The sequence below is a fragment of the Rhodococcus sp. Leaf278 genome (assembly GCF_001426085.1).
In the GTDB taxonomy this organism is placed as follows: Bacteria; Actinomycetota; Actinomycetes; order Mycobacteriales; family Mycobacteriaceae; genus Rhodococcoides.
Map to the genome: position 1 here is coordinate 222,321 of NZ_LMRR01000042.1, position 20,743 is coordinate 243,063.

Here is a 20,743-nt window from a genome sequence, read left to right on the forward strand (position 1 = left end):
AGGCCCCCGACGTGAGCGGAACTTCGTAGTGGGCTACGAAGTTCCATTCACGTCAGCTGCTGAACTTGTCCGGGTCCGGGCCGGTGCGGCCGTCGGCGGAGTCCAGCGCGTTGATCTGCTGAAGTTCGTCGTTGCTCAGCTCGAAGCCGAAGACGTCGAAGTTGCTGGCGATGCGCTCGGGGGTGACCGACTTGGGGATCACGACGTTGCCGAGCTGGATGTGCCAGCGCAGGATCACCTGGGCCGGGGTGACTCCGTGTGCCTCGGCGATGGGCGCGAAGGCCGGATCGTCCAGGACGGTGCCGGACCCGAGCGGGCTCCAGGCCTCGGTGGCGATGCCCTTCGAGGTGTGGAAAGCGCGCATCTCTTCCTGGATCAGACGCGGATGCAGCTCGATCTGGTTGACCGACGGCGTCTCGCCGACCGCGTCGATCAGCTTCTCGAGGGTGGGGATGGTGAAATTGGAGACGCCGATCGAACCGATCCGGCCATCGGCCTTGAGCTTCTGGAAAGCCTTGAACGTATCGATGTACTTGTCGCGATCGAGCTGCTGCCAGTGAATGAGGTACAGGTCGAGGTACTCGAGTCCGAGGCGATCCATGCTGGCGTCGAACGCCTTCAACGTGGAGTCGTAGCCCTGATCGTCGTTCCACAACTTGGTGGTGATGAACAGCTCGTCGCGGGCAATTCCGGACTCCGCGATCGCTTTGCCGGTGCCGGCCTCGTTCTCGTACACCTTGGCGGTGTCGATGCTGCGGTAGCCGACCTTCAACGCCTCGGCCACTGCGGCCTGGGCACCGTCGTCGGGAACCTGCCACACACCGAACCCGAGCTGGGGAATGGACGTGCCGTCGTTGAGCACGATGGTCGGGACAGTACTGGTCTCGGCTGAATACGTCATACAAATGGCAACGGTGAGTGGGGTGGTGTTGTTCCCGCCCCTTAGTGTTTCCGTGTGACCGCAACGCTTCGTATCGACGATCTCGCCGCCTTTCACGGCGATCGCACCCTGTTCTCCGGCCTCGATCTGACGGTGACCGAGGGCGACGTCATCGGTCTGGTCGGTGCGAACGGCGCGGGTAAGTCGACGCTGTTGACCCTGCTCGCGGGTGTGGGCACAGCCGATCACGAGGGTGAGATCTACACCAGTCCGCCGGATGCGACTGTGGGTTACCTGGCGCAGGAGCCCGAACGGATAGCCGGGGAAACGGTGCTGGATTTCCTCGGTCGACGCACCGGAGTCACGGCGGCAGAATCGTCCATGAACGCCGCCGCCGAGGCTCTCGGTTCAAGCGATGACGATCTTTACACCCCGGCGCTGGAACGATGGCTGGCCCTCGGCGGCGCGGATCTGGCGGAGCGAACCGCGAAAGTGCTTGCGGATCTCGGCCTCGAGGTCGACGGGTCTGCACTGATGACGGACCTGTCGGGTGGGCAGGCTGCCCGCGCCGGTCTTGCCGCGATTCTGCTCGCCCGCTACGACATCCTGCTGCTCGACGAGCCCACCAACGACCTCGATCTCGCCGGTCTCGAACAGCTCGAGCAGTTCGTCGTCGCCACTCGAGCGGCAATCGTCGTCGTCAGTCACGATCGTGAGTTTCTGGCGCGGACGGTGACGGGCGTCGTCGAGCTCGATCGGGCGCAGCGCCGCATCGACGTGTACGACGGCAGCTACCAGTCCTATCTGGCGGAACGCGAAATAGCGCGCCAGCATGCGCGGGAGAAGTACGACGAGTTCGCAGACACCAAGTCGGCGTTGGAGTCCCGGGCCCAGATGCAGCGGAACTGGATGGAGTCCGGGGTACGCAATGCCCGCCGAAAGGCCACCGACAACGACAAGATCGCCCGCAAGACGCGCGCCGAGTCGACCGAGAAGCAAGCCGCGAAAGCTCGTCAGACACAACGCCGCATCGAACGACTCGAAGTGGTGGAAGAACCGCGCAAGGAGTGGGAACTGCGCATGGAAATCGCGGCGGCTCCCCGTAGCGGCACCGTCGTCTCGGTTCTGAGCGGTGCTCTCGTGCGCCGATCCGGGTTCACATTCGGCCCGGTGACGACGCAGATCGAGTGGGGCGATCGAATCCTGATCACCGGTCCCAACGGCTCCGGCAAGACCACGCTGTTATCGGTACTGCTGGGCCGCCTGAGCCCCGATGGGGGCACTGCGTCATTGGGATCCGGAGTCGCCATCGGTGAAATCGACCAGGCACGAGCTTATTTCGTCGGTGACGGCACCGTATCCGACGCTTTGAGTGCAGCAGTTCCCGAGTGGCCCGACGCCGAGGTGCGCACGCTGCTGGCCAAGTTCGGTCTGCGCGGCGACGACGCACTGCGGCCGGCGTCCTCACTCTCGCCCGGTGAGCGAACCCGTGCCGCACTCGCACTGCTGCAGGCCCGTGGAGTGAATTTGCTCGTCTTGGACGAGCCGACCAACCACCTCGACCTGCCCGCCATCGAACAACTCGAACGTGCGATGGAGAACTTCGAGGGCACGTTGCTGCTGGTGACGCACGACCGCCGAATGCTCGACACGGTCCGCAGCACGAGGCACTGGACGATGGCCGACGGGCAGCTGTCGGAACAGTAGTGGCGGTGATCGAAATCGGGTGCAGCTGACCGCGGTGAGCGCGGTCAGCTGCACCCGATTCACGTCAACTCAGCAAAGTCTCGTTCACCTCGGTGGCAGGGATCATCGGCAACCCGTGGTGCGTGGCGTTCGCTAGTATCACCGTCCTCGCCTGGGGCAGAACAGTATGCACAGTCGCTTCGATCTTGGACGCGTTGTGTACCTTTCCTTTCGCTGCCAGCACCACGGTGGTGCGCACGCCGAAGTTATTGAACGCACCGGGTTTCGGCCGCTTCGGGACGATGGTTTTTGTGGTCGGGGCATACGCGGCCCCCAGAGCGAGTACGTCGAGCCAGTCCGAATCCAGCTGCACACCATCGGTTTCCCATCGCACGAAGCTGCGCTGGCGTTTCTCGTTGCGAGACAGCAATATCGGCAGGGCGTGAATCAGGTATCGCGGACTCATGGAGCCGAAACAGGAATTGGGATCGAGCAGTGTCAGCGCATCGACGCGGTTTTCGTTGCGTAGGGCGTAAGCCAACGCGATCATCGCCCCATAGGAATGGCCGCACAATGCTGCTGTTGGCAGTCCCAGCTCATCCAGCACCGCGGACACCCAGTTCAGCAGCTTGTCGACGGAGTCGATGGACTGCTCTCCGGGAACGCTCCGTCCGACGTCGCCCATCAAGTCCACCGCGTACACCCGATAGTGCTGCGAGAGCGCCGCAACGTTGGCGAACCAGACGGTCGACGTGGCGCCGGCCCCCGGCAGCAGCACCAGCGCCGGACCGTCGACGGGACCGCAAGCGTTGATTCGGGTGGTGCCGTGCACCGTGCTCACGTCGATGGCCTGGGAATCTGCCGGCCACTTCTGCAGTACTCGGTCGTAGGCCGTGAAGAATCTGTCCAGCGTCACTGGCACCCCTATTCTCTCGATGATCGAGATAGTAGACAATAGAGAGACGTTACGTCCAGCATCTCCCGAGGGATCAGCACATGACCGAGCCCGCCTCCGCCGTCCATCAGCTACGTGCGTTGACCGTCGACCTCGACCTTCTGGGCGCGGAGTTCGCACAGAGACATGCGCTCCACCCGACGGATATCCGGGCGCTCATCTGCCTGCTCGATGCCGACCGAGCCGGAACGCGCGCCACGCCCGGCTGGCTGGGAACCCAGCTGGGCTTGGAATCCGCGTCGGTCACGGCCCTGGTCGATCGAATGAGCAAGCGAGACTTGGTAGCACGGGAAGCGGACCCATCCGATCGCCGGCGAGTTCTGCTACGCGTGACCGCTCATGCGTCGGAGCTCGGCACTACGTTCTTCGGCCCCGTCATCGGCCGAGCAGTCGACGAGCTGGCGCGTTTCACACCCGAGCAGCGGTCGACGATCGACGAGTTTCTGACGACGATGCGCGCCATCGTCGCCGACGCCCGAGAGCAACAGGAAACGTAGCCAACCCGAGCAATCCGTTATTACCCGTTGACAGATTGTTGGGTTTATACAACACTTCATTGTCATGAGCCCCGTAAAGCGCGGTACCGCGCTCCCGATCTACAACAGGGTGGGTGTTCTGCGGGCTGAACGGAAGATGAGCCGCGCGCAACTGGCCGAACTCGTCGAAGTGAATCCCCAGACGGTGGGGGCCCTCGAACGAGGCGACCACTACCCGAGCCTCGACCTCGCGATGCGCATCTGCGACGTGTTCGATCTGCCGATCGAAGCAGTGTTCTCACGGGAAGAACTCGGACCACTCTCCGCCGAACTCTTCCGAAGGGAGAAGGATCGATGAACACGCAGCCCGACATCCTCACCCGTTATCAGGCATACCGCACGCGGCGCTTCTTGGAGAACGACGCGACATCCCGTCACTGGCTCCCGAACTGGCGCACGCAGAAACGTCGACGCATTCTCGCCGTCTCACTGATGGCGTCCTTGCTCACCCTGATAGTGGTTGCCGTGTGGTCCCTGTTCTCGCGGTGGGCACCGATCGCATGGATCCCGGCCACGGTGATGTTTCTCGTCACGTGGACGATGCTGCAAACAGTGTCCCGTCGCCACAGCGATGCACCGGTGGGCGCACTCGACGAATGGGAAGTGCAGCAGCGCAACGAAGCACGCTCGATCGGCCTCACTGTCACGCAGGCCCTGGTGATGGTGGCAGTTCTGATTCTGATAGTGCTGTCGGGAGCGTACGACAACGAAAACCTGGCTTACGCAGGAGCTTTGTGGACGCTCGCTGCCTTGCTGGCCGGCGGGTGCTCTCCAGCAATCATTCTCGCCTGGATCACCCCCGACCCCGAACCAGAAGACTCCGAAGTTTTCGACCAGCAGTAACGACCGAAAGGGCACCATGAGCACCCTCACGATCGACTCCGTCTCCAAGAGATACGGCGACAAGATCGCCCTCGACAACCTCAGTTTCGACGTCCGGCCGGGCGAGCTGTTCGGCTTCGTCGGCAGCAACGGCGCAGGCAAGACCACCACGATGCGCATTGCGCTCGGAGTTCTGTCCGCTGACTCCGGCCAGGTTCTGTTGGGCGGCAGGCCCGTCGACCTCGACGTCCGCCGCACCATCGGGTACATGCCCGAGGAGCGCGGCCTGTACCCGAAGATGAAGGTCGGCCCGCAATTGGCGTACATGGCCGAGCTGCACGGCTTGTCGTCGAAGGATGCCAAAGCCGCGGTGATTCGCTGGACCGAACGTCTCGGCATCGACGAGCGAGTGAACGACACCGTCGACGCCCTCAGCCTGGGTAACCAGCAGCGCGTGCAGTTGGCAGCAGCGCTGGTGCACGATCCCGCGGTTCTCGTGTTGGACGAGCCGTTCTCCGGCCTCGACCCGATCGCCGTCGACGTCATGAGCGAGGTACTACGCGAAAAGGCCGCTGCCGGAGTGCCGGTGGTGTTCTCGAGCCACCAGCTCGATCTGGTGCAACGCCTGTGCGACCGCGTCGGCATCATCGCGGCCGGCTCGATGAAGGCCGTCGGCACCGTCGACGAGCTCCGCGGATCGGGAGATTCGCACCTGCACGTCCACGCACCGAACGCTGCCCCCGGATGGGCGTCGGGCATCGCCGGAGTGAGCACCCTCGGCCACAGCGACGGCGTCACCGTACTGGGGTTGGCACCGGGAGCCGACGATCAATCGGTTCTGCGGGCCGCGCTCGCGACCGGACCGGTCCACGAATTCTCCATTCAGAAACCTTCCCTGAGCGACCTGTTCCGAGAGGCGGTAGTGGCATGAGCTCACAACTGAATTCCTTCAGCGCGGTCTCACTGATCGCCAAGCGCGAGTTCACCGTTCAGGTGATGAAGAAGAGCTTCGTCATCAGCAACGTCATCATTCTCGCCGTCATCGTCGGCGGCATCATCGCGTACTCGATCTTCTCCGGCAGCGGTGACGAGGAACGCGACGTGGTCGGAATCGCGGGCGATCAATCCATCGCGGCCATAGTGGAAGCAACCGGAGACGCCGTCGGTTCGCCCGTCGAGGTTCGCGAGATCGCCGACGCAGCGGCCGCACGGAGCGGCGTCGAATCCGGCGACCTGGACGTGGCGCTGGTTCCGGACGGAACCGCAGGCGCGTACACCGCCGTCACCGAGTCCGATCTGACCGGAACGCTGCGCGCCGTCGTCGAGGGCAGTGTCGCGACGCAAGCCACGAATTCTGCACTGGCGCAACAGGGCGTCGACCAGAACGAGCTCGGGGCAGCAACGAGCGCCGCGACGGTCACCGTCGACGCGATCGATCCGCCCGACCCCGAAGCCGGTCAACGGACCGCGCTGGCCCTCTCCGCTGTTTTCCTGCTGTACGCCCAGATCATCGGCTTCGGCATGTACGTCGCGATGGGTGTCGTCGAAGAGAAGTCGTCGCGTGTCGTCGAACTGCTGCTCTCCACCGTTCGCCCACTGCAGCTACTCTGGGGCAAGATCCTCGGCATCGGTGCGGTCGGCATCCTGCAGCTCGCTCTGTACGGAATAGCCGGTGTGGGAGCAGGATTGGGCACGGGCGTGCTCACCGTCACCGGTGCCGCCGTCAGTGTCTTCGCTGCCACGCTGGCCTGGTTCATCTTGGGCTTTGCCTTCTTCGCGGTGCTCTATGCGGCGGGCGGTTCCATGGTCTCGCGGCAAGAGGACGTGAACTCGACGACCATGCCGCTGCTGATCCTGATCATGGCCATGTTCTTCGCGGCCTTCTACTCTGTCAGCGATCCGGAGAGCACCCTCGCGAACACATTGAGCTGGATCCCTCCGTTCTCCGCGATCATGATGCCGTTGCGCATCGCTGCCGGTGTGACCTCTCCGGTGCAGATCGTCGGATCGGCGGTCCTGATGATCATCACCACCGCGATTCTGGCGATGGGCGCGGCGAAGATCTACCAGCGCTCCATTCTCCGAATCGGCAAGACCGTCTCCTGGAAGGAAGCGTTCGCTCGATAGAGTTCGCGTCATGAGCCCACGGACGTCCGCCGCCGAGATTCTCGATTCCGTTCTCGACGGCGGATCGTTCGTGTCGTGGGACTCCACGCCGGTGGACGTTCGTCCTGGGGAGGCCTATCTGAAGGACCTGGCCAAGGCTCGCGAAAAGAGTGGCGTCGACGAATCGGTATTGACGGGCGAGGGCACCATCGAGGGCCGACGAGTGGTGATCATCGCCTGCGAGTTCGCCTTTCTCGCCGGCTCCATCGGCGTTGCGGCGGCCGAGCGCATCACCTCCGCTGTCGAACGCGCCACCGCCGAACGGCTCCCGCTGATCGCCTCCCCCACCTCCGGCGGAACGCGAATGCAGGAGGGCACTCTCGCGTTCGTGCAGATGGTCAAGATCGCCGCCGCCGTCACCGCGCACAAGATGGCCCATCTGCCCTATCTGGTGTACCTCCGCAATCCCACTACCGGCGGCGTCTTCGCATCCTGGGGATCATTGGCTCACGTCACCGTCGCCGAACCCGAAGCGCTCATAGGATTTCTCGGCCCCCGCGTCTACCAGGCGTTGTACGACAAGCCATTTCCCGAGGGTGTCCAGACCGCCGAGAACCTCTACCAACATGGGGTCATCGACGGGGTGGTGCCGGTCGATCAACTGAGAAATCTTCTCACCCGAGCCCTGCGCGTCATCCTCGACGTCACCGAGTGGCCCGATCTCGTGGAGGACGAGCGGTACGTCGTACCGGAGCAGTCGGCCTGGCACTCGGTGCAGTCTTCTCGCCGGGCAGATCGGCCAGGGATTCGGCAGATCATCGAACATGCTGCGTCCGAGCACGTTCCGCTCAGCGGGACCGGCCAGGGTGAGGCCGATACCTCGATTCTCCTGTCACTGTGCCGTATTCGTGGCGTGTCGTGCGTGCTGTTCGGCAACGACCGAAGCAGCAGTACCGCCACGGCAACGATGGGCCCGGCAGCACTCCGCGAAGCACGCCGCGGCATGCGTCTCGCCGAGGAGCTCCGGCTGCCCCTCGTGCTCGTCATCGACACGTTCGGTGCAGCACTGTCCAGGGAGGCCGAGGAAGGAGGTCTGGCACCCGAGATCGCCCGCTCGATCTCCGATCTGGTCACCGTCGACACCCCCACGGTGTCGGTGCTGCTCGGCCAAGGCACCGGCGGCGGCGCACTCGCACTGCTGCCTGCCGATCGAGTGCTGTGCGCCCAGAACGCTTGGCTTGCACCACTTCCGCCCGAGGGGGCCAGTGCCATCGTGCACCGCGACACCGCACATGCACCGGACATGGCCGAGGCGCAGGGAATTCGGTCGGTCGACCTCATGCGCGACGGCATCGTCGACGCCGTCGTCCCCGAACTCCCCGACGCGGCCGACGAGCCGGCCGCATTCTCCGGTCGCATCGCCGATGCCATCATCCGAGAACTGCGCGGGTTGTCGACCGTCGGCACCGCTGCCCGCACGCGATCCAGACTCGCTCGCTACCGCACGCTGGGGTGAGCGGCTGGCGCCGCATGTGAACGGAACTTCGTAACCTGCTACGAACTTTCGTGCACCTGCGAGGTCACGAGCGCCACCACGTCACCCGCACGGAGGTCGGCGGGCAACTCCACCGGACTGACGCAGCTGCGCCCTGGGCTGTGCACGTCGACCTTGACCACCGGACCCACCGAATGCCGGTTGACCACCACAGCCTGCAGCAGGTCACCGAATTCGGCATCGACGCCCACTTCGCCTGCGATGACCGAGCGCACCCGAGTCACCAGGATGCGGCCCCACTGCACCGGTGTGCCCTGGGCATCGGCCAGATCCTCCAGCGCAACGCCGTCGACGACGATCCGGCCGCATACACAGTGCGTGTCGGCGGGCCACAGCGAAGGATCGCACCGCGCAACATAGGCGGCACCGAGAGACGGAAGCATGTCGAGAAGTGTCATGAGAAGCAGTCTTGCGCTGTGCGGAGGCGTCGAACAGAGGTGTTGACGCAATCTTGACGGTGCCGCGTCGAATATTGATGGCAGACTATTTCCTGTACTCACTGGTACATTCGATCGGGTGATTGCAGACGACGTCTATCGCCGCGGCCGAGCGGGGCTGCCCTCCTGGATCGCCGATTCCCACGGCCGACGCACCCCACTCCCGATTGCGCGTTGGATGGGCGGCACCTTTGCGACCGCAGCGGACATCCGGTCGGACGAGGCATCGATCGCCTTCTGCACCGGTCCCACACTCGATCTCGGTTGCGGACCAGGGCGTTTGACCGAAGCGCTCACTCGAGCCGGAGTGCCCGCCCTGGGAGTGGACAGCTCGTCGGTTGCCGTGGAGATGACGAATCACCGTGGTGGACGAGCAATGCAGCAAGACATCTTCTCGGCGCTCCCCGGTGCGGGTCAGTGGTCGCACGTGTTGCTCGCGGACGGCAATATCGGTATCGGCGGCGACCCTGCCGCACTGCTGGCAACGGTTCGAGGACTGCTGCACGAGACGGGTACGGCCATCGTCGAATCCGCCTTCGAGATCGACGATCGGACCACAACGGTCCGTTGGGAGACAGGAGAATCGGTCGGCGAATGGTTCAGCTGGGCCAGCGTCGGAGTGAACGCGCTGTACGCGCTGGCCGTAGCGGCGGGACTGCAAGTCCGGCGAACCATAGAGTCGAACGGTCGGGTATTCACGGAACTCGCCGTTCACAACTTCGAGCGAGGAATCGAGGGCGTGTGAGCAAGGAGCTACCGCGAACCGCAAAGGGCCGACGAACAAGAGCCGCGATCGTCGATGCAGCCGCGACGATGATGTACACCCACGGCGTTGCCGGCACGACGCTCGACGACGTACTCGCCGCCTCCGAAACCGGAAAGTCGCAGCTGTACCACTACTTTTCCGACAAGTCGGACCTGGTCGAGGCAGTGATCGCCCGTCAACTCGAACGTGTCCTCGCCGCTCAGCCACGCCTGGCCAACATCGACAGCCTCGACGACATCGACGCGTGGGCCGCCGAGGTCGTCCGAAACCACGAGCAGCCCGGTGGGCCGTTCTCGTGTCCCCTCGGCTCGCTCGCGGCAGAACTCAAGAACGATGCAGCCTTCGTCCCCAGTCTCCATGCCGCGTTCCGGCGCTGGGAGCAACCACTGGAGCAGGGAATTCGTCGAATGGTCGACCGCGGGGAACTGGACGTGGCAACCGATCCGGCCGCTGCCGCCGCCACTCTGATCGCCTCGCTGCAGGGCGGCATGCTGATCGCGCGGATCGCCGGTGACGTGCAACCGCTGCGCGATGCGCTCGACGCTGCGGTCGCTGCGGTTCGTCGACTGCGCACCGAGACATGACGAGCGAACGAACTCTGGTGACCGGACCCCGAGTGCGCTACGCTCGACCTCACTAGTTTGTACTAGCGGGTACAAAATTGGAGACGGGAACCAGAATGCAACGACTTCCTACGTTTCGAAGCCCGATCCGCGGCGTCTGGTTCACCTCTGTTCTGGCATCCGTACTGCTCGTCGCGCTGCCGATCGTGACGATCACCGGATTCATTTCCTGGGCCGCCTACGGTCCCCAATTCGGCCAATCCATGCCGGGTGACGTCGGATGGCTGCGGCTACCGTCGTTCGACTGGCCGACCGAACCCGTCTGGTTCTACCGACTCACTCAGGGCCTCCACGTGGGACTCGGACTGATCATGGTGCCGATCGTCCTGGCCAAGCTGTGGTCGGTGATCCCGAAACTGATCGAGATGCCACCGGTTCGAAGTGTCGCCCACCTCCTCGAACGAATATCGTTGCTGGCGTTGGTCGGTGGCGTCCTGTTCGAGATCATCACCGGAGTGCTGAACATTCAGTACGACTACCTCTTCGGTTTCAGCTTCTACACCGCGCACTACTGGGGTGCCTGGGTGTTCGTCGCCGGCTTCCTCGCTCACGTGGTGCTGAAGTTTCCGACCATGGTCACGGCACTGAGAACCCGTCCGTTCCTGGAGCTGATGCGCATTCGAGTGGCCGACACCGTTCCCGACGTCGACGACGAATCCGGTCTTGCTGCAACCGATCCCGCCCCTGCGACCATCAGTCGGCGCGGCGCACTGGCACTCGTGGGCGGCAGCGCACTGTTTGTCGCCGTCCTCAGCGTGGGGCAGACGACGGGCGGCTTTCTTCGCGGAGCGGCGATTCTGCTCCCCCGCGGCCGTTCCTACGGCGACGGACCCAACGATTTTCAGATCAACCGGACTGCCGAGGCCGCAGGCATCGACGAGGCGCGGACGGGAGATTCGTGGCGGCTGACCGTGCGCGCCGGCAGCAACGAAGTCGTGTTCACCAGAGCCCAACTCGAACAAATGGATCTGCACACAGTCGAATTGCCGATCTCCTGCGTCGAAGGCTGGTCGACGGTTCAGACGTGGACCGGTGTCCGGCTGCGAGATCTCGCTGTACTCGCAGGAATCGACTCCGTGGACACCGGCGAGGTGCGTTCCCTCGAACCTTCCGGGTCGTTCAACCGCGTCACCTTCGGTGGCCACCAGATGGTGCATCCCGATTCGCTGCTCGCCCTTCGCGTGAACGGTGCCGATCTGTCCCTCGATCACGGTTATCCCGCTCGCATCATGATGCCGGCGATTCCCGGGGTACATGCCACCAAATGGATCGAATCCGTCGAATTCTTCGGGGAGAACGCATGAGCACGTTTCGGGCACGGTACGGCGCAGGCCCGCTGCACCTGGTGGCGACGGCCTGCTGCCTCGCACTGGCCGGTGTCGTGGTTCTGACAATAGGCTTTCCGGCACTGTGGAACGCCGACGTCTGGTGGCAGTCCATCGGGCTGTGGTTCGTGGGCGCTGCTGTGGTGCACGACGCGATTCTGTTTCCGCTGTATGCCCTACTCGACCGGACGCTGGTGGCTCGCCTCGGCCGGTTCGTCAACGCGGTTCGCATTCCTGCGCTCGGCGCAGGTCTGAGCCTGCTGCTGTTCGCACCGGGCATCTTCTCCCAGGGAAGCGAGACGTACGAGGCGGCCACCGGCCTGACACAAGAGCCGTATGCGATGCGATGGCTGTTGCTGGTGGCCGGGATGTTCGCGGCCAGCGCCGCGTTCTATGGCGGCCGCGAAATGCTCAGGCAGAGGCGTTGACGCAATCTTGGCGGCCGAGCCATCGATATCGACGCCGATGGGCACCATTGCACGCAACGACCGTCGGTCGACGGGATCCCGCCGGTCGTCGCCGGTAGTGCGCAACCCGGCCCGCACCACGCAGCCCCGAACTACGCTCCACAACATGAGTGGCGAGTATCGGCAAGCATTCGACAGCAGCATCGACAACCGCGAGCAATTCTGGCTGTCTGCGGCGGCAGAAGTCGACTGGGATACCCCTCCCACCACCGCATTCGACGGCTCACACTGGTTCCCCGGGGCCCGCCTCAACACGTGCTTCAATGCCCTGGACCGGCACGTCGATGCCGGACACGGCGACCGGACCGCATTGATCTACGACTCTGCGATGCTCGGACTCACCCGCAGCTACACCTACGCCGAACTTCTCGACCAGGTCGCTCGATTCGCCGGGGTACTGCGCGGGCAAGGTGTGGTGCCGGGCGATCGTGTGGTGATCTATCTACCGATGATTCCCGAGGCTGTCGTCGCGATGTTGGCGTGCGCGAGGCTGGGCGCGGTGCACTCGGTGGTCTTCGGCGGCTTCGCAGCCAAGGAACTCGCAGCGCGCATCGACGACGCCGAACCGGCACTGCTGATCACCGCAAGCGGCGGGTTCGAGCCGGGTCGCGTCATCGAGTATCTGCCGCTGGTGGCACGGGCACTGACTCTCACCACCGCGAACACACCGTCGGTGATCGTGAAATCACGAGAGGGAATTACCGGTGACCACGAGTGGCTGGACTGGGACACCCTCGTCGCCGACGCCACAGCAGCACAACCGGTTTCGGTGCTGGCCACCGATCCGCTGTACATTCTCTACACCTCGGGAACGACCGGCAAGCCGAAGGGCGTGGTCCGCGACAACGGCGGCCATGCCGTCGCGCTGACGTGGTCGATGCGCAACATCTACGACGTGGGGCCAGGGCAAGTGATGTGGACGGCGTCCGATGTCGGCTGGGTCGTCGGACATTCGTACATCGTCTACGCACCCCTGTTCGCCGGTGCCACAACGGTTCTGTACGAAGGCAAGCCCGTCGGGACTCCCGATGCCGGGGCATTCTGGCGGGTGATCCAGGATCACGGCATCCGCGCCCTGTTCACCGCACCGACTGCGCTGCGCGCCATCCGCAAGGTCGATCCGCACGCCACCGAGCTCGAGAAATACGACACCTCCTCGCTCGAGACCCTGTTCGTCGCAGGCGAGCGCCTCGATCCCGATACCTACGAGTGGGCTTCGCGCACGCTCGATCGACCGGTGGTCGACCACTGGTGGCAGACCGAGACCGGCTGGGCCATCTGCGCCAATCTTCGCGGCCTGGAGCCACTTCCGATCAAACCCGGATCGCCGACGGTACCGGTACCCGGCTTCCAGGTCGGTATCCTCGACGCCACCGGCAACCCCGTCGACGCGGGCACCGAGGGCAACATCGTCGTGCAGTTGCCGCTGCCACCGGGCGCACTGGTAGGCCTTTGGAACGACGAATCACGTTTCCAGCGTTCGTATCTCGATACGTTCCCCGGCTACTACCTCACCGGCGATTCCGGATATATCGATGCCGACGGCTATGTCTACGTACTCGGACGCAGCGACGACGTCATCAACGTTGCAGGGCATCGCTTGTCGACCGGGTCGATGGAGGCGGTGCTCGCCGGCCATCCCGCCGTCGCCGAATGCGCGGTCATCGGTATCCACGACGACCTCAAAGGCCAGCGCCCCAGTGGTTACGTAGTACTCAAAGCCGGGGAGAACATCACCGAGGAGCAGCTGCGTACCGAACTGGTGGCCATGGTGCGCGATCAGATCGGTGCGCTCGCGACGTTCCGCGACGTGACGATCGTCGGAGCGCTGCCGAAGACCCGGTCGGGCAAGATCCTGCGGAAGACGATGCGCCAGATCGTCGCAGGCGAGGAGTACGGCGTGCCGTCGACGATCGAGGATCCGGCCGTCCTCGATGCACTGGAGAAGCTGCTCGGCCGCTGACCCGTCGTGCGCGTTTTGCGTATGTCCAGGTACGCAAAACGCGCACGACGAGCAGGGACCATCGCGACGCGAATTCGCGCAACGATGGCCGAAATCCGCGCGCCATGGCAACCTGCCGCGCGATAGCGTCATCGTCATGACAGATCTCGATACCCGGCCCGCCGTGGATTGGCTCGCTCTCGGCGCAGTCGTCGTCACGGTGGTCTCGTGGGCCTCGGCCTTCGTGGCCATTCGCGGAGTCGGTGAATCGTTCGGTGCAGGGCCACTTGCATTGGGCCGACTACTCATCGGATCGTTCGCACTCGGCGCGATAGTCCTCGTCAGAAGACAGTGGGTCAAACCGAACCGGACTCAATGGTTGCAGATCATCAGCATCGGCGTCTTCTGGTTCGGCATCTACAACGTCTCCCTCAACGCCGCCGAACAACGCGTCGACGCCGGGACGACCTCGATGATCATTCAGATCGGACCGATACTCGTCGCCCTGTTCGCGGGTCTGCTTCTGGGCGAGGGCTTTCCGAGGTGGTTGGTGATCGGTGCCGGCATCGCGTTCGCCGGTGCCGTCATGGTCGGTGTCGTCACCGCCGTGACCACCACGTCCACGACCAAGACGGACGCCGACTTCCTCGGCATCGCACTGTGTCTGGTGTCCGCGGTGACGTACGCCATCGGAGTGCTCAGCCAGAAGCCGGTGCTGCGCACCATTCCCGGACTTCAAGTCACGTGGATGGCCTGCACCATCGGCGCGGTCTGCACGCTGCCCTTCGCACCGGCTCTACTCGACGACCTGTCGACGGCCTCGACCGGAGCCACCGGCGGACTGATCTACCTGGGCCTGGTGCCAACTGCGCTGGCGTTCAGCACCTGGGCCTACGCATTGACGAGAATGAACGCAGGCAAGCTCGGCATCACCACGTACGCCGTCCCGCCGATCACCATCACTCTCGCCTGGCTGCTGCTGGGTGAGGTTCCGCATTACCTCGCCGTGGTCGGCGGAATGATATGCCTGGTGGGGGTCGGGTTGTCGCGCAAGCGATAACGGTCGCTAGATTGCCTTGAATCGCGCGATCGCCACTTCCCGCTCGTGCTTGTGGTCGACGATCGGCTCCACGTATTCCTTGGGCCGGCCGAACTTCAACGTGTGCACGGCTTTTCCTTCTTCACCTCGTAGCTCGGGCACCCAGCGGCGCACGTAATCGCCGGTGGGGTCGAACTTCTCGCCCTGGGTGATCGGATTGAACACTCGGAAGTACGGCGACGCGTCGGTCCCGGTTCCCGCGGTCCACTGCCAGCCGTGCTGGTTGTTGGCCAGATCGCCGTCGACGAGGTGCTGCATGAAGTACCGCGCACCGCGCCACCACGGCAGGTGCAGATCCTTGACGAGGAACGACGCGACGATCATCCGGACCCGGTTGTGCATCCACTTCTCCGAGTTCAACTGCCGCATACCGGCATCGACGATCGGGAAGCCCGTCTCCCCCTTGCACCAGGCATCGAACAACTCGTCGGCATGCTTACCGGAGTCCAGTTCGATTGCGTCGAACTTCTTGACGTAGTTCTCTCGGGCACTGTCGGGTCGCTGAAAGAGGATGTCGGCGTAAAAGTCTCGCCAGCAGATCTGCCGACGGTACGACGCGGACCCCTCGCTGCGGAGCTTGCCGAGATCGGCCAACATCGTCCGCGGGTGAATGGTTCCGTACTTGAGTTGTACCGACATCCGACTCGTCGAATCGAGGTCGGGACGATTGCGCTCGTCGTCGTATGCAGAGACCTCGTCGAGAAAGTCCTTCCACTGCTTGGACGCGGCCGCTTCCCCGGCAGCCGCGTCGGACGCCTCCTTCTCCGAAGGAATCTTCACCCGCCGAACACCTTTCACGTCGTCGGGGTCGATCCACTCCACGGTCTTCGCGGACGTGTCGGCAGGACCGCGCCAGCCGTGTTCGAGCCACTGGCGCGAGTACGGCGTGAAAACCTTGTACGGCTCACCGTCGTTCTTGACGATCCGCCCGGGGGCGACCGCATACGGGGATCCGGTCTCGACCAGATTCACCTTCTCACCCACACGCTGGTCGCGATCGCGGCCGTACGGGCCGTAGTCGGCACTGATGTGGACGTCCTGCGCGTCGATCGCCTTCGCCACCTTCGGCACGACGGTCTCGGGGTCGCCGTGCACCACCATCAGTCTGCCGTCGAGCTGCTCGTTCAGCGCCTCGAGAGACCGAAAGAGAAAGTCCTTCCGCGGCCCGCCGGAGGGCTTCAGCAAGCGGTCGTCGAGCACGAAGAGCCCGAGTACCGGATCTCCGGACTCGGCGGCGGCGGTCAGGGTGGGCAGATCCCCCAGACGGAGGTCACGGCGAAACCATACGAGCGACATGGTGTCAGTCTTACCCAACCGTCCGGAGTGCAACCCGCCCGCGTCGATTCCTCCGCCCGGCCCCGGAGGCAGCTACCGTGTCTGCGGCACCGCGCCTGCCGGCGAGGAACGCGCCGAGATGGCAATCGACTGGACCGCGCCACACCGCTACGAGTTCTTTCCCGAATACCTGGTACGACGCCACTTGATGCCGCTCGCGCGGACGGCCGTCGTGCTGGCCACAGTGGTCCTGGGCCTTCAGCCTCTCCTGTTCGAGCTCGGCACGGACCGCAGTGGACGATCCGGTGCGATGACAGTCGCGGCACTGGTCGCCCTCGTCGATACCGGCTGGGCGGTGCTGCTGTGGCGATCACGCCCGTGGTCACGGCCGGCATCGGCGTCTGCGGACCGGTGCATGCGGACTTGTCCTCGGTCGATCGAACACTGCGCGCGGGCGGCGACCGTGCACATCACGATTCGATGTCGTGAAAGAAGTCTCAGAATTCCGCCAACGATGACTCACCATGGTCGCAGGAAGCCCCTCTAGCTTGGGAAACACCCCGAGAGACGAGGAGAACATCATGTCGAACATCCGCCCCTTCCCTGGCGCTCTTTCCCTGGTGAACAGCACCTGCACTTTCGAGAAGTACTACGAGCAGCTCTATGCCAAGGCACCGGCTCTCGCCTGGTCGCTCGATGCCGACACCGGCCGCCGCAGTGCACTCGAGGAGTTCTTCGCCAAGACACCCGAGGAACGCCGAACCACCGTCGACAGCTGGGTTGCCTAGCATTGGACCGGTGACCGAATCGTCGAGTTCCCCCGCCACCGTCCTCGTCGTCGATGACGACGCCGACGTGCTGTCCTCGCTGCAACGCGGACTGCGCCTGTCGGGGTTCACCGTCATCACCGCATCCGACGGAGCGGAGGCACTCGGCGTGGTCTCCCGATCCACGCCCGATGCCATCGTGCTCGACATCAACATGCCGGTACTCGACGGAGCCAGCGTCGTGACCGCGTTGCGCGCCATGGGAAACGACATTCCGATCTGCGTGCTCAGTGCCCGCAGCTCGGTGGACGATCGCATTGCCGGGCTGGAATCCGGTGCCGACGACTACCTCACCAAACCGTTCGTGCTGGCCGAACTCGTGGCGAGAATCCGCGCCATGCTGCGCCGACGCGGCACCAATCCGGTTGTGCCGGTAGCAGATTCGGGGGTACCGAACTCGGCGGTGGCCATCGGGAGCCTCGTGGTCGACATCCCCGGCTATCGAGTACATCGCGGCGGAGTCGACATCGACCTGACCAAGCGGGAATTCGAGCTGCTGGCAATTCTGGCCCGGAACAAAGGCGTTGTCCTCACGCGTGAGCGACTGCTCGAACTGGTGTGGGGCTACGACTTCGTCGCCGACACCAATGTCGTCGACGTGTTCGTCGGCTATCTCCGTCGCAAACTCGAATCCGATGGTTCCCCCCGCATCCTGCACACAGTCCGCGGCGTCGGGTTCGTCGTCCGAGAAGCCGCATGAGCTTCTCGCTGCGCGCGCGCGTCGCCGCCGCCACAGCCCTCGGTGCCACCCTTGTGGTCGCTGCCCTCGCGGTGGTCACGTCGGTCGCCATCTCCCGCAACAACGTCAATCAGCTCGACGAGCGGCTGACTACAGCGTCGCAGGTGCTGGTTCCCAACTCGTCGACGCTGGAGGCCTTCATAGATCAACTCTCCGGCGCATTCGCCGTCACCATCCGTAGCGGTGACATAGTGGTCGCGTCGACACCGACACGGCTGCCCGCGCTGGAGACCGGCTCGCAGACCGTCGACGTGGACGGCCAACGTTTCCGCGTCTACACGGCGGTGTCGACCGTCGTCTCCACCGTCTCCATATCGATCGGAGTGCCGGCCCTCGAAGCACAACAGGTCACCGACGAGCAACAGCAACAAGTGCTCATGCTGGGGCTGGTTGCGATTGCCGTGTCCACCGGCCTGGGCTGGCTGTTCGGCGGGCGAGCCGTCAGACCGTTGGTGACGTTGACGCGGCAGGTCAGCGCGCAACCTCCGACCGCGCCCGACACCCGCACCGGCGTGACCGAGGCCGATGCACTCGCAGTCGCGATCGGCGGCATGCTGACCAGACTGAACGAGGCCCAGGACCGCACCAATGCCGCGCTCGACACCGCACGCGACTTCGCAGCCGTCTCCGCACACGAACTGCGCACCCCACTGACGGCGATGCGCACCGACCTCGAGGTCCTGCGAACCCTCGACCTCGAACCCGCGCAGCAACGGGAGATTCTGGGCGACCTGGAGCGAACGCAAGGACGCGTGGAGACCACGCTGACCGCCCTGGAACGACTGGCGTCGGGTGAGTTGTCCAGTGAGGGCGACAGAGTCGAGACCGACATCATCGACATCTGCGACGTCGCCGCCCAGGACGCGCAGAGACTGCACCCCGAGCTCGACATCCGCGTGGAGTCCGCTCCCGATTGCGAGATCACGATGCGCGCACTACCGACCGGTCTGCGATTGGCCGTCGACAACGTGATCGGCAATGCCGTTCGGCACGGCAACGCAACCTCGATCGTCATCACCGCCGAACGCGTGGACACGACGGTGCGAGTTGTGATCGACGACAACGGGTCCGGGGTACCCGTCGATGAACGCGAATCGGTGTTCGGCCGCTTCGAGCGCGGCACCAGGGCAGCCAAGGGTGGCTCGGGTCTCGGTCTGGCCCTGGTTGCGCAGCAGGCCGAATTGCACGGTGGCCGTGTCTACTTCACCGACAGTCCACTGGGCGGCGCGCGCCTGGTGATGGAGTTGCAGATTCGCTAGGTTCGGCATTCGTTACGCGGGAGAAACCCGCAGGATCGCCCGATGCGAGGAGTATGGACCGGTGCACTCGTCATCGGATTTCACCGTTCCCACTGTCGACATCTCGCCGTACGTTCCGGGTGACCACTCCTCGGGGGCCGACGCGACCGCGCGCCGAAGCGTGGCGTCGGAGGTCGATCATGCATGCTGCACAGTCGGTTTCATGCAGATCGTCGGCCACGGCATCCCCGACGAGATCGTTGCCGGGCTCGCGTCGGCGATGGATTCGTTCTTCGGAATGGACCCAGCGCAGAAATCGGCCTACATCTGCCCGCCCGAGCTCAACCGCGGCTACACCGCACCGAAGAGCGAAACGTTGAGCCTGAGCCTCGGGCTCGATTCGGCGTCGGGCATGAACGACTACTTCGAGGCATTCAATGTCGGCACCGGTGAGCCGAACACCTGGCCAGAGTCGGTCGGGTTCCGAAGCGCCGTCGAACCGTATTTCGCCGAAGCCGGCCGCGTGGCACGTACGCTGACCGGGGTGTTCGCCGACGCACTCGGGGAATCGCCGGACCTGTTCTCACGCATCACCGATCGGTCGCTCGACACGCTACGAATGAACAATTACGCACTCGACCCGGGCACCGAAGTACCGGACCGCGAACTCACCGGAATGAGCGAACACACCGACTACGGATTGGTGACGGTGCTCTGGGCCGATAGGGTACCCGGCCTACAGGTCCTCGGAACCGACCGGGTGTGGCACGACGTGCAGCCTGTCGAGGGCGCAATGCTGGTCAATCTGGGTGATCTGACGGCCCGGTTGACCAACGATCGCTGGATGTCGACTCTGCATCGCGTGCGGCCACCGGTGTCGGGCGGGACGATCCAGCGCAGACGTTCTGCTGCCTTCTTCCACGACGGCAATCTCGACGCTGTGATCGCGCCGTTGGCGTCGTGCATCGAGGCCGGCGCAGAGCCCCGGTACCGACCGGTGACCGTGGCCGAACACATCCAGGCAAAGCTGGCAGGTTCCCGAGGCGGGACGGCCAACGCCTCGGCAACCCGCGAAGCCGAGCGGGTACGTCGCGCTGTTACTTGACGTCGAGCAGATCGATGACGAACACGAGGGTCTTGCCGGAGAGGCGATGACCTGCACCGGCGGGGCCGTAGGCGAGCTCCGGCGGAATGGTGAGCTGACGGCGTCCGCCGACCTTCATCCCGGGGATGCCGTCCTGCCAGCCCTGAATCAGTCCCTGCAGCGGGAACTGAATGGATTCGCCGCGGTTCCAGGACGAGTCGAACTCCTCGCCCGAATCGAACTCGACACCGACGTAGTGCACCTCGACGGTGCCGCCTGCAACTGCCTCTGCGCCGTCACCTTCGACGAGGTCGACCGTCACCAGGTCCAAGGGTGCCGGTCCGGCCTGAAATTCGATCACTGGCTTCGTCACTGAAGTCT

Annotated in this window: 23 protein-coding genes; 18 read left to right on the forward strand and 5 right to left on the reverse strand. The window is 64.3% G+C overall.

The annotated features are described in order from the left end of the window. Positions 1 to 52: 52 nt before the first annotated feature. Positions 53 to 901: an aldo/keto reductase gene (locus ASG84_RS22820; protein ID WP_057479245.1), complete on the reverse strand. Its 849-nt coding sequence runs from the start codon at positions 899 to 901 to the stop codon at positions 53 to 55. 54 nt (positions 902 to 955) lie between these two features. Here ASG84_RS22820 and ASG84_RS22825 point away from each other — a divergent pair, with 54 nt between their 5' ends. Continuing rightward, entirely contained in the window at positions 956 to 2,587 is a 1,632-nt protein-coding gene (locus tag ASG84_RS22825; RefSeq protein WP_057479246.1) for an ABC-F family ATP-binding cassette domain-containing protein, read from the forward strand. Positions 2,588 to 2,651: 64 nt separating this feature from the next. Here the strand turns inward: ASG84_RS22825 and ASG84_RS22830 are convergent, their stop codons facing one another. Continuing rightward, entirely contained in the window at positions 2,652 to 3,482 is an 831-nt protein-coding gene (locus tag ASG84_RS22830; protein WP_057479247.1) for an alpha/beta fold hydrolase, read from the reverse strand. Between the two features lie 80 nt (positions 3,483 to 3,562). Here ASG84_RS22830 and ASG84_RS22835 point away from each other — a divergent pair, with 80 nt between their 5' ends. From ASG84_RS22835 to ASG84_RS22860, 6 genes are all read left to right on the forward strand, one after another. Continuing rightward, positions 3,563 to 4,018, forward strand: a complete 456-nt coding sequence (locus ASG84_RS22835) for a MarR family winged helix-turn-helix transcriptional regulator (protein WP_057479248.1) — start codon at positions 3,563 to 3,565, stop codon at positions 4,016 to 4,018. 64 nt (positions 4,019 to 4,082) lie between these two features. Further along, positions 4,083 to 4,355 carry a helix-turn-helix transcriptional regulator gene (locus tag ASG84_RS22840; protein WP_032371288.1) on the forward strand — a complete coding sequence of 91 codons (273 nt, stop codon included), beginning with the start codon at positions 4,083 to 4,085 and terminating at the stop codon, positions 4,353 to 4,355. Then, positions 4,352 to 4,900 carry a hypothetical protein gene (locus ASG84_RS22845; RefSeq protein ID WP_057479249.1) on the forward strand — a complete coding sequence of 183 codons (549 nt, stop codon included), beginning with the start codon at positions 4,352 to 4,354 and terminating at the stop codon, positions 4,898 to 4,900. Before ASG84_RS22840 ends, ASG84_RS22845 begins: the two co-directional genes overlap by 4 nt. Positions 4,901 to 4,916: 16 nt before the next feature. Next, positions 4,917 to 5,810: an ABC transporter ATP-binding protein gene (locus tag ASG84_RS22850; RefSeq protein ID WP_057479250.1), complete on the forward strand. Its 894-nt coding sequence runs from the start codon at positions 4,917 to 4,919 to the stop codon at positions 5,808 to 5,810. Further along, complete coding sequence (locus tag ASG84_RS22855; protein WP_057479251.1) at positions 5,807 to 7,006, forward strand: ABC transporter permease; 1,200 nt, start codon at positions 5,807 to 5,809, stop codon at positions 7,004 to 7,006. The genes ASG84_RS22850 and ASG84_RS22855 overlap by 4 nt, the downstream gene beginning before the upstream one ends. A 10-nt stretch (positions 7,007 to 7,016) precedes the next feature. Beyond that, positions 7,017 to 8,501: a carboxyl transferase domain-containing protein gene (locus tag ASG84_RS22860; RefSeq protein ID WP_057479252.1), complete on the forward strand. Its 1,485-nt coding sequence runs from the start codon at positions 7,017 to 7,019 to the stop codon at positions 8,499 to 8,501. A gap of 38 nt (positions 8,502 to 8,539) precedes the next feature. Here the strand turns inward: ASG84_RS22860 and ASG84_RS22865 are convergent, their stop codons facing one another. Continuing rightward, on the reverse strand, positions 8,540 to 8,938 hold the full coding sequence (locus tag ASG84_RS22865) for a hypothetical protein (protein WP_057479253.1): 399 nt from the start codon (positions 8,936 to 8,938) through the stop codon (positions 8,540 to 8,542). 118 nt (positions 8,939 to 9,056) lie between these two features. On the opposite strand from ASG84_RS22865, the gene ASG84_RS22870 reads away from it, so the two are divergent. From ASG84_RS22870 to ASG84_RS22895, 6 genes are all read left to right on the forward strand, one after another. Further along, entirely contained in the window at positions 9,057 to 9,722 is a 666-nt protein-coding gene (locus ASG84_RS22870) for a class I SAM-dependent methyltransferase (RefSeq protein WP_057479254.1), read from the forward strand. Further along, positions 9,719 to 10,327: a TetR/AcrR family transcriptional regulator gene (locus ASG84_RS22875; protein WP_057479255.1), complete on the forward strand. Its 609-nt coding sequence runs from the start codon at positions 9,719 to 9,721 to the stop codon at positions 10,325 to 10,327. The genes ASG84_RS22870 and ASG84_RS22875 overlap by 4 nt, the downstream gene beginning before the upstream one ends. A gap of 95 nt (positions 10,328 to 10,422) precedes the next feature. Further along, complete coding sequence (locus tag ASG84_RS22880) at positions 10,423 to 11,670, forward strand: molybdopterin-dependent oxidoreductase (protein WP_057479341.1); 1,248 nt, start codon at positions 10,423 to 10,425, stop codon at positions 11,668 to 11,670. Beyond that, positions 11,667 to 12,119, forward strand: coding sequence for a hypothetical protein (locus tag ASG84_RS22885; protein WP_057479256.1), 453 nt, complete (start codon positions 11,667 to 11,669; stop codon positions 12,117 to 12,119). The genes ASG84_RS22880 and ASG84_RS22885 overlap by 4 nt, the downstream gene beginning before the upstream one ends. A 145-nt stretch (positions 12,120 to 12,264) precedes the next feature. Next, the gene (locus tag ASG84_RS22890) at positions 12,265 to 14,121 is read left to right on the forward strand and encodes a propionyl-CoA synthetase (RefSeq protein ID WP_057479342.1); all 1,857 of its coding nucleotides are present in this window, start codon (positions 12,265 to 12,267) and stop codon (positions 14,119 to 14,121) included. A gap of 136 nt (positions 14,122 to 14,257) precedes the next feature. Then, the gene (locus ASG84_RS22895) at positions 14,258 to 15,160 is read left to right on the forward strand and encodes a DMT family transporter (RefSeq protein WP_057479257.1); all 903 of its coding nucleotides are present in this window, start codon (positions 14,258 to 14,260) and stop codon (positions 15,158 to 15,160) included. Between the two features lie 6 nt (positions 15,161 to 15,166). On the opposite strand, the gene ASG84_RS22900 is transcribed toward ASG84_RS22895, so the two are convergent. After that, on the reverse strand, positions 15,167 to 16,495 hold the full coding sequence (locus tag ASG84_RS22900) for a cryptochrome/photolyase family protein (protein ID WP_057479343.1): 1,329 nt from the start codon (positions 16,493 to 16,495) through the stop codon (positions 15,167 to 15,169). Between the two features lie 342 nt (positions 16,496 to 16,837). Here ASG84_RS22900 and ASG84_RS28575 point away from each other — a divergent pair, with 342 nt between their 5' ends. The 5 genes from ASG84_RS28575 to ASG84_RS22920 all read left to right on the forward strand — a co-directional run bounded on the left by ASG84_RS28575 (position 16,838) and on the right by ASG84_RS22920 (position 20,383). After that, on the forward strand, positions 16,838 to 16,963 hold the full coding sequence (locus tag ASG84_RS28575) for a hypothetical protein (RefSeq protein WP_268793503.1): 126 nt from the start codon (positions 16,838 to 16,840) through the stop codon (positions 16,961 to 16,963). A 92-nt stretch (positions 16,964 to 17,055) separates the two neighbouring features. Then, positions 17,056 to 17,262 (forward strand): hypothetical protein, encoded by a 207-nt coding sequence (locus ASG84_RS22905; RefSeq protein WP_057479344.1) that lies wholly within the window; start codon positions 17,056 to 17,058, stop codon positions 17,260 to 17,262. 10 nt (positions 17,263 to 17,272) lie between these two features. Then, complete coding sequence (locus ASG84_RS22910; RefSeq protein ID WP_057479258.1) at positions 17,273 to 18,001, forward strand: response regulator transcription factor; 729 nt, start codon at positions 17,273 to 17,275, stop codon at positions 17,999 to 18,001. Continuing rightward, positions 17,998 to 19,299, forward strand: a complete 1,302-nt coding sequence (locus ASG84_RS22915) for a sensor histidine kinase (protein WP_057479259.1) — start codon at positions 17,998 to 18,000, stop codon at positions 19,297 to 19,299. The genes ASG84_RS22910 and ASG84_RS22915 overlap by 4 nt, the downstream gene beginning before the upstream one ends. A 61-nt stretch (positions 19,300 to 19,360) precedes the next feature. After that, positions 19,361 to 20,383: an isopenicillin N synthase family dioxygenase gene (locus tag ASG84_RS22920; protein ID WP_057479260.1), complete on the forward strand. Its 1,023-nt coding sequence runs from the start codon at positions 19,361 to 19,363 to the stop codon at positions 20,381 to 20,383. Here the strand turns inward: ASG84_RS22920 and ASG84_RS22925 are convergent. Further along, the gene (locus ASG84_RS22925; RefSeq protein WP_057479261.1) at positions 20,376 to 20,735 is read right to left on the reverse strand and encodes an FKBP-type peptidyl-prolyl cis-trans isomerase; all 360 of its coding nucleotides are present in this window, start codon (positions 20,733 to 20,735) and stop codon (positions 20,376 to 20,378) included. The genes ASG84_RS22920 and ASG84_RS22925 overlap by 8 nt on opposite strands. Positions 20,736 to 20,743 lie beyond the last annotated feature (8 nt).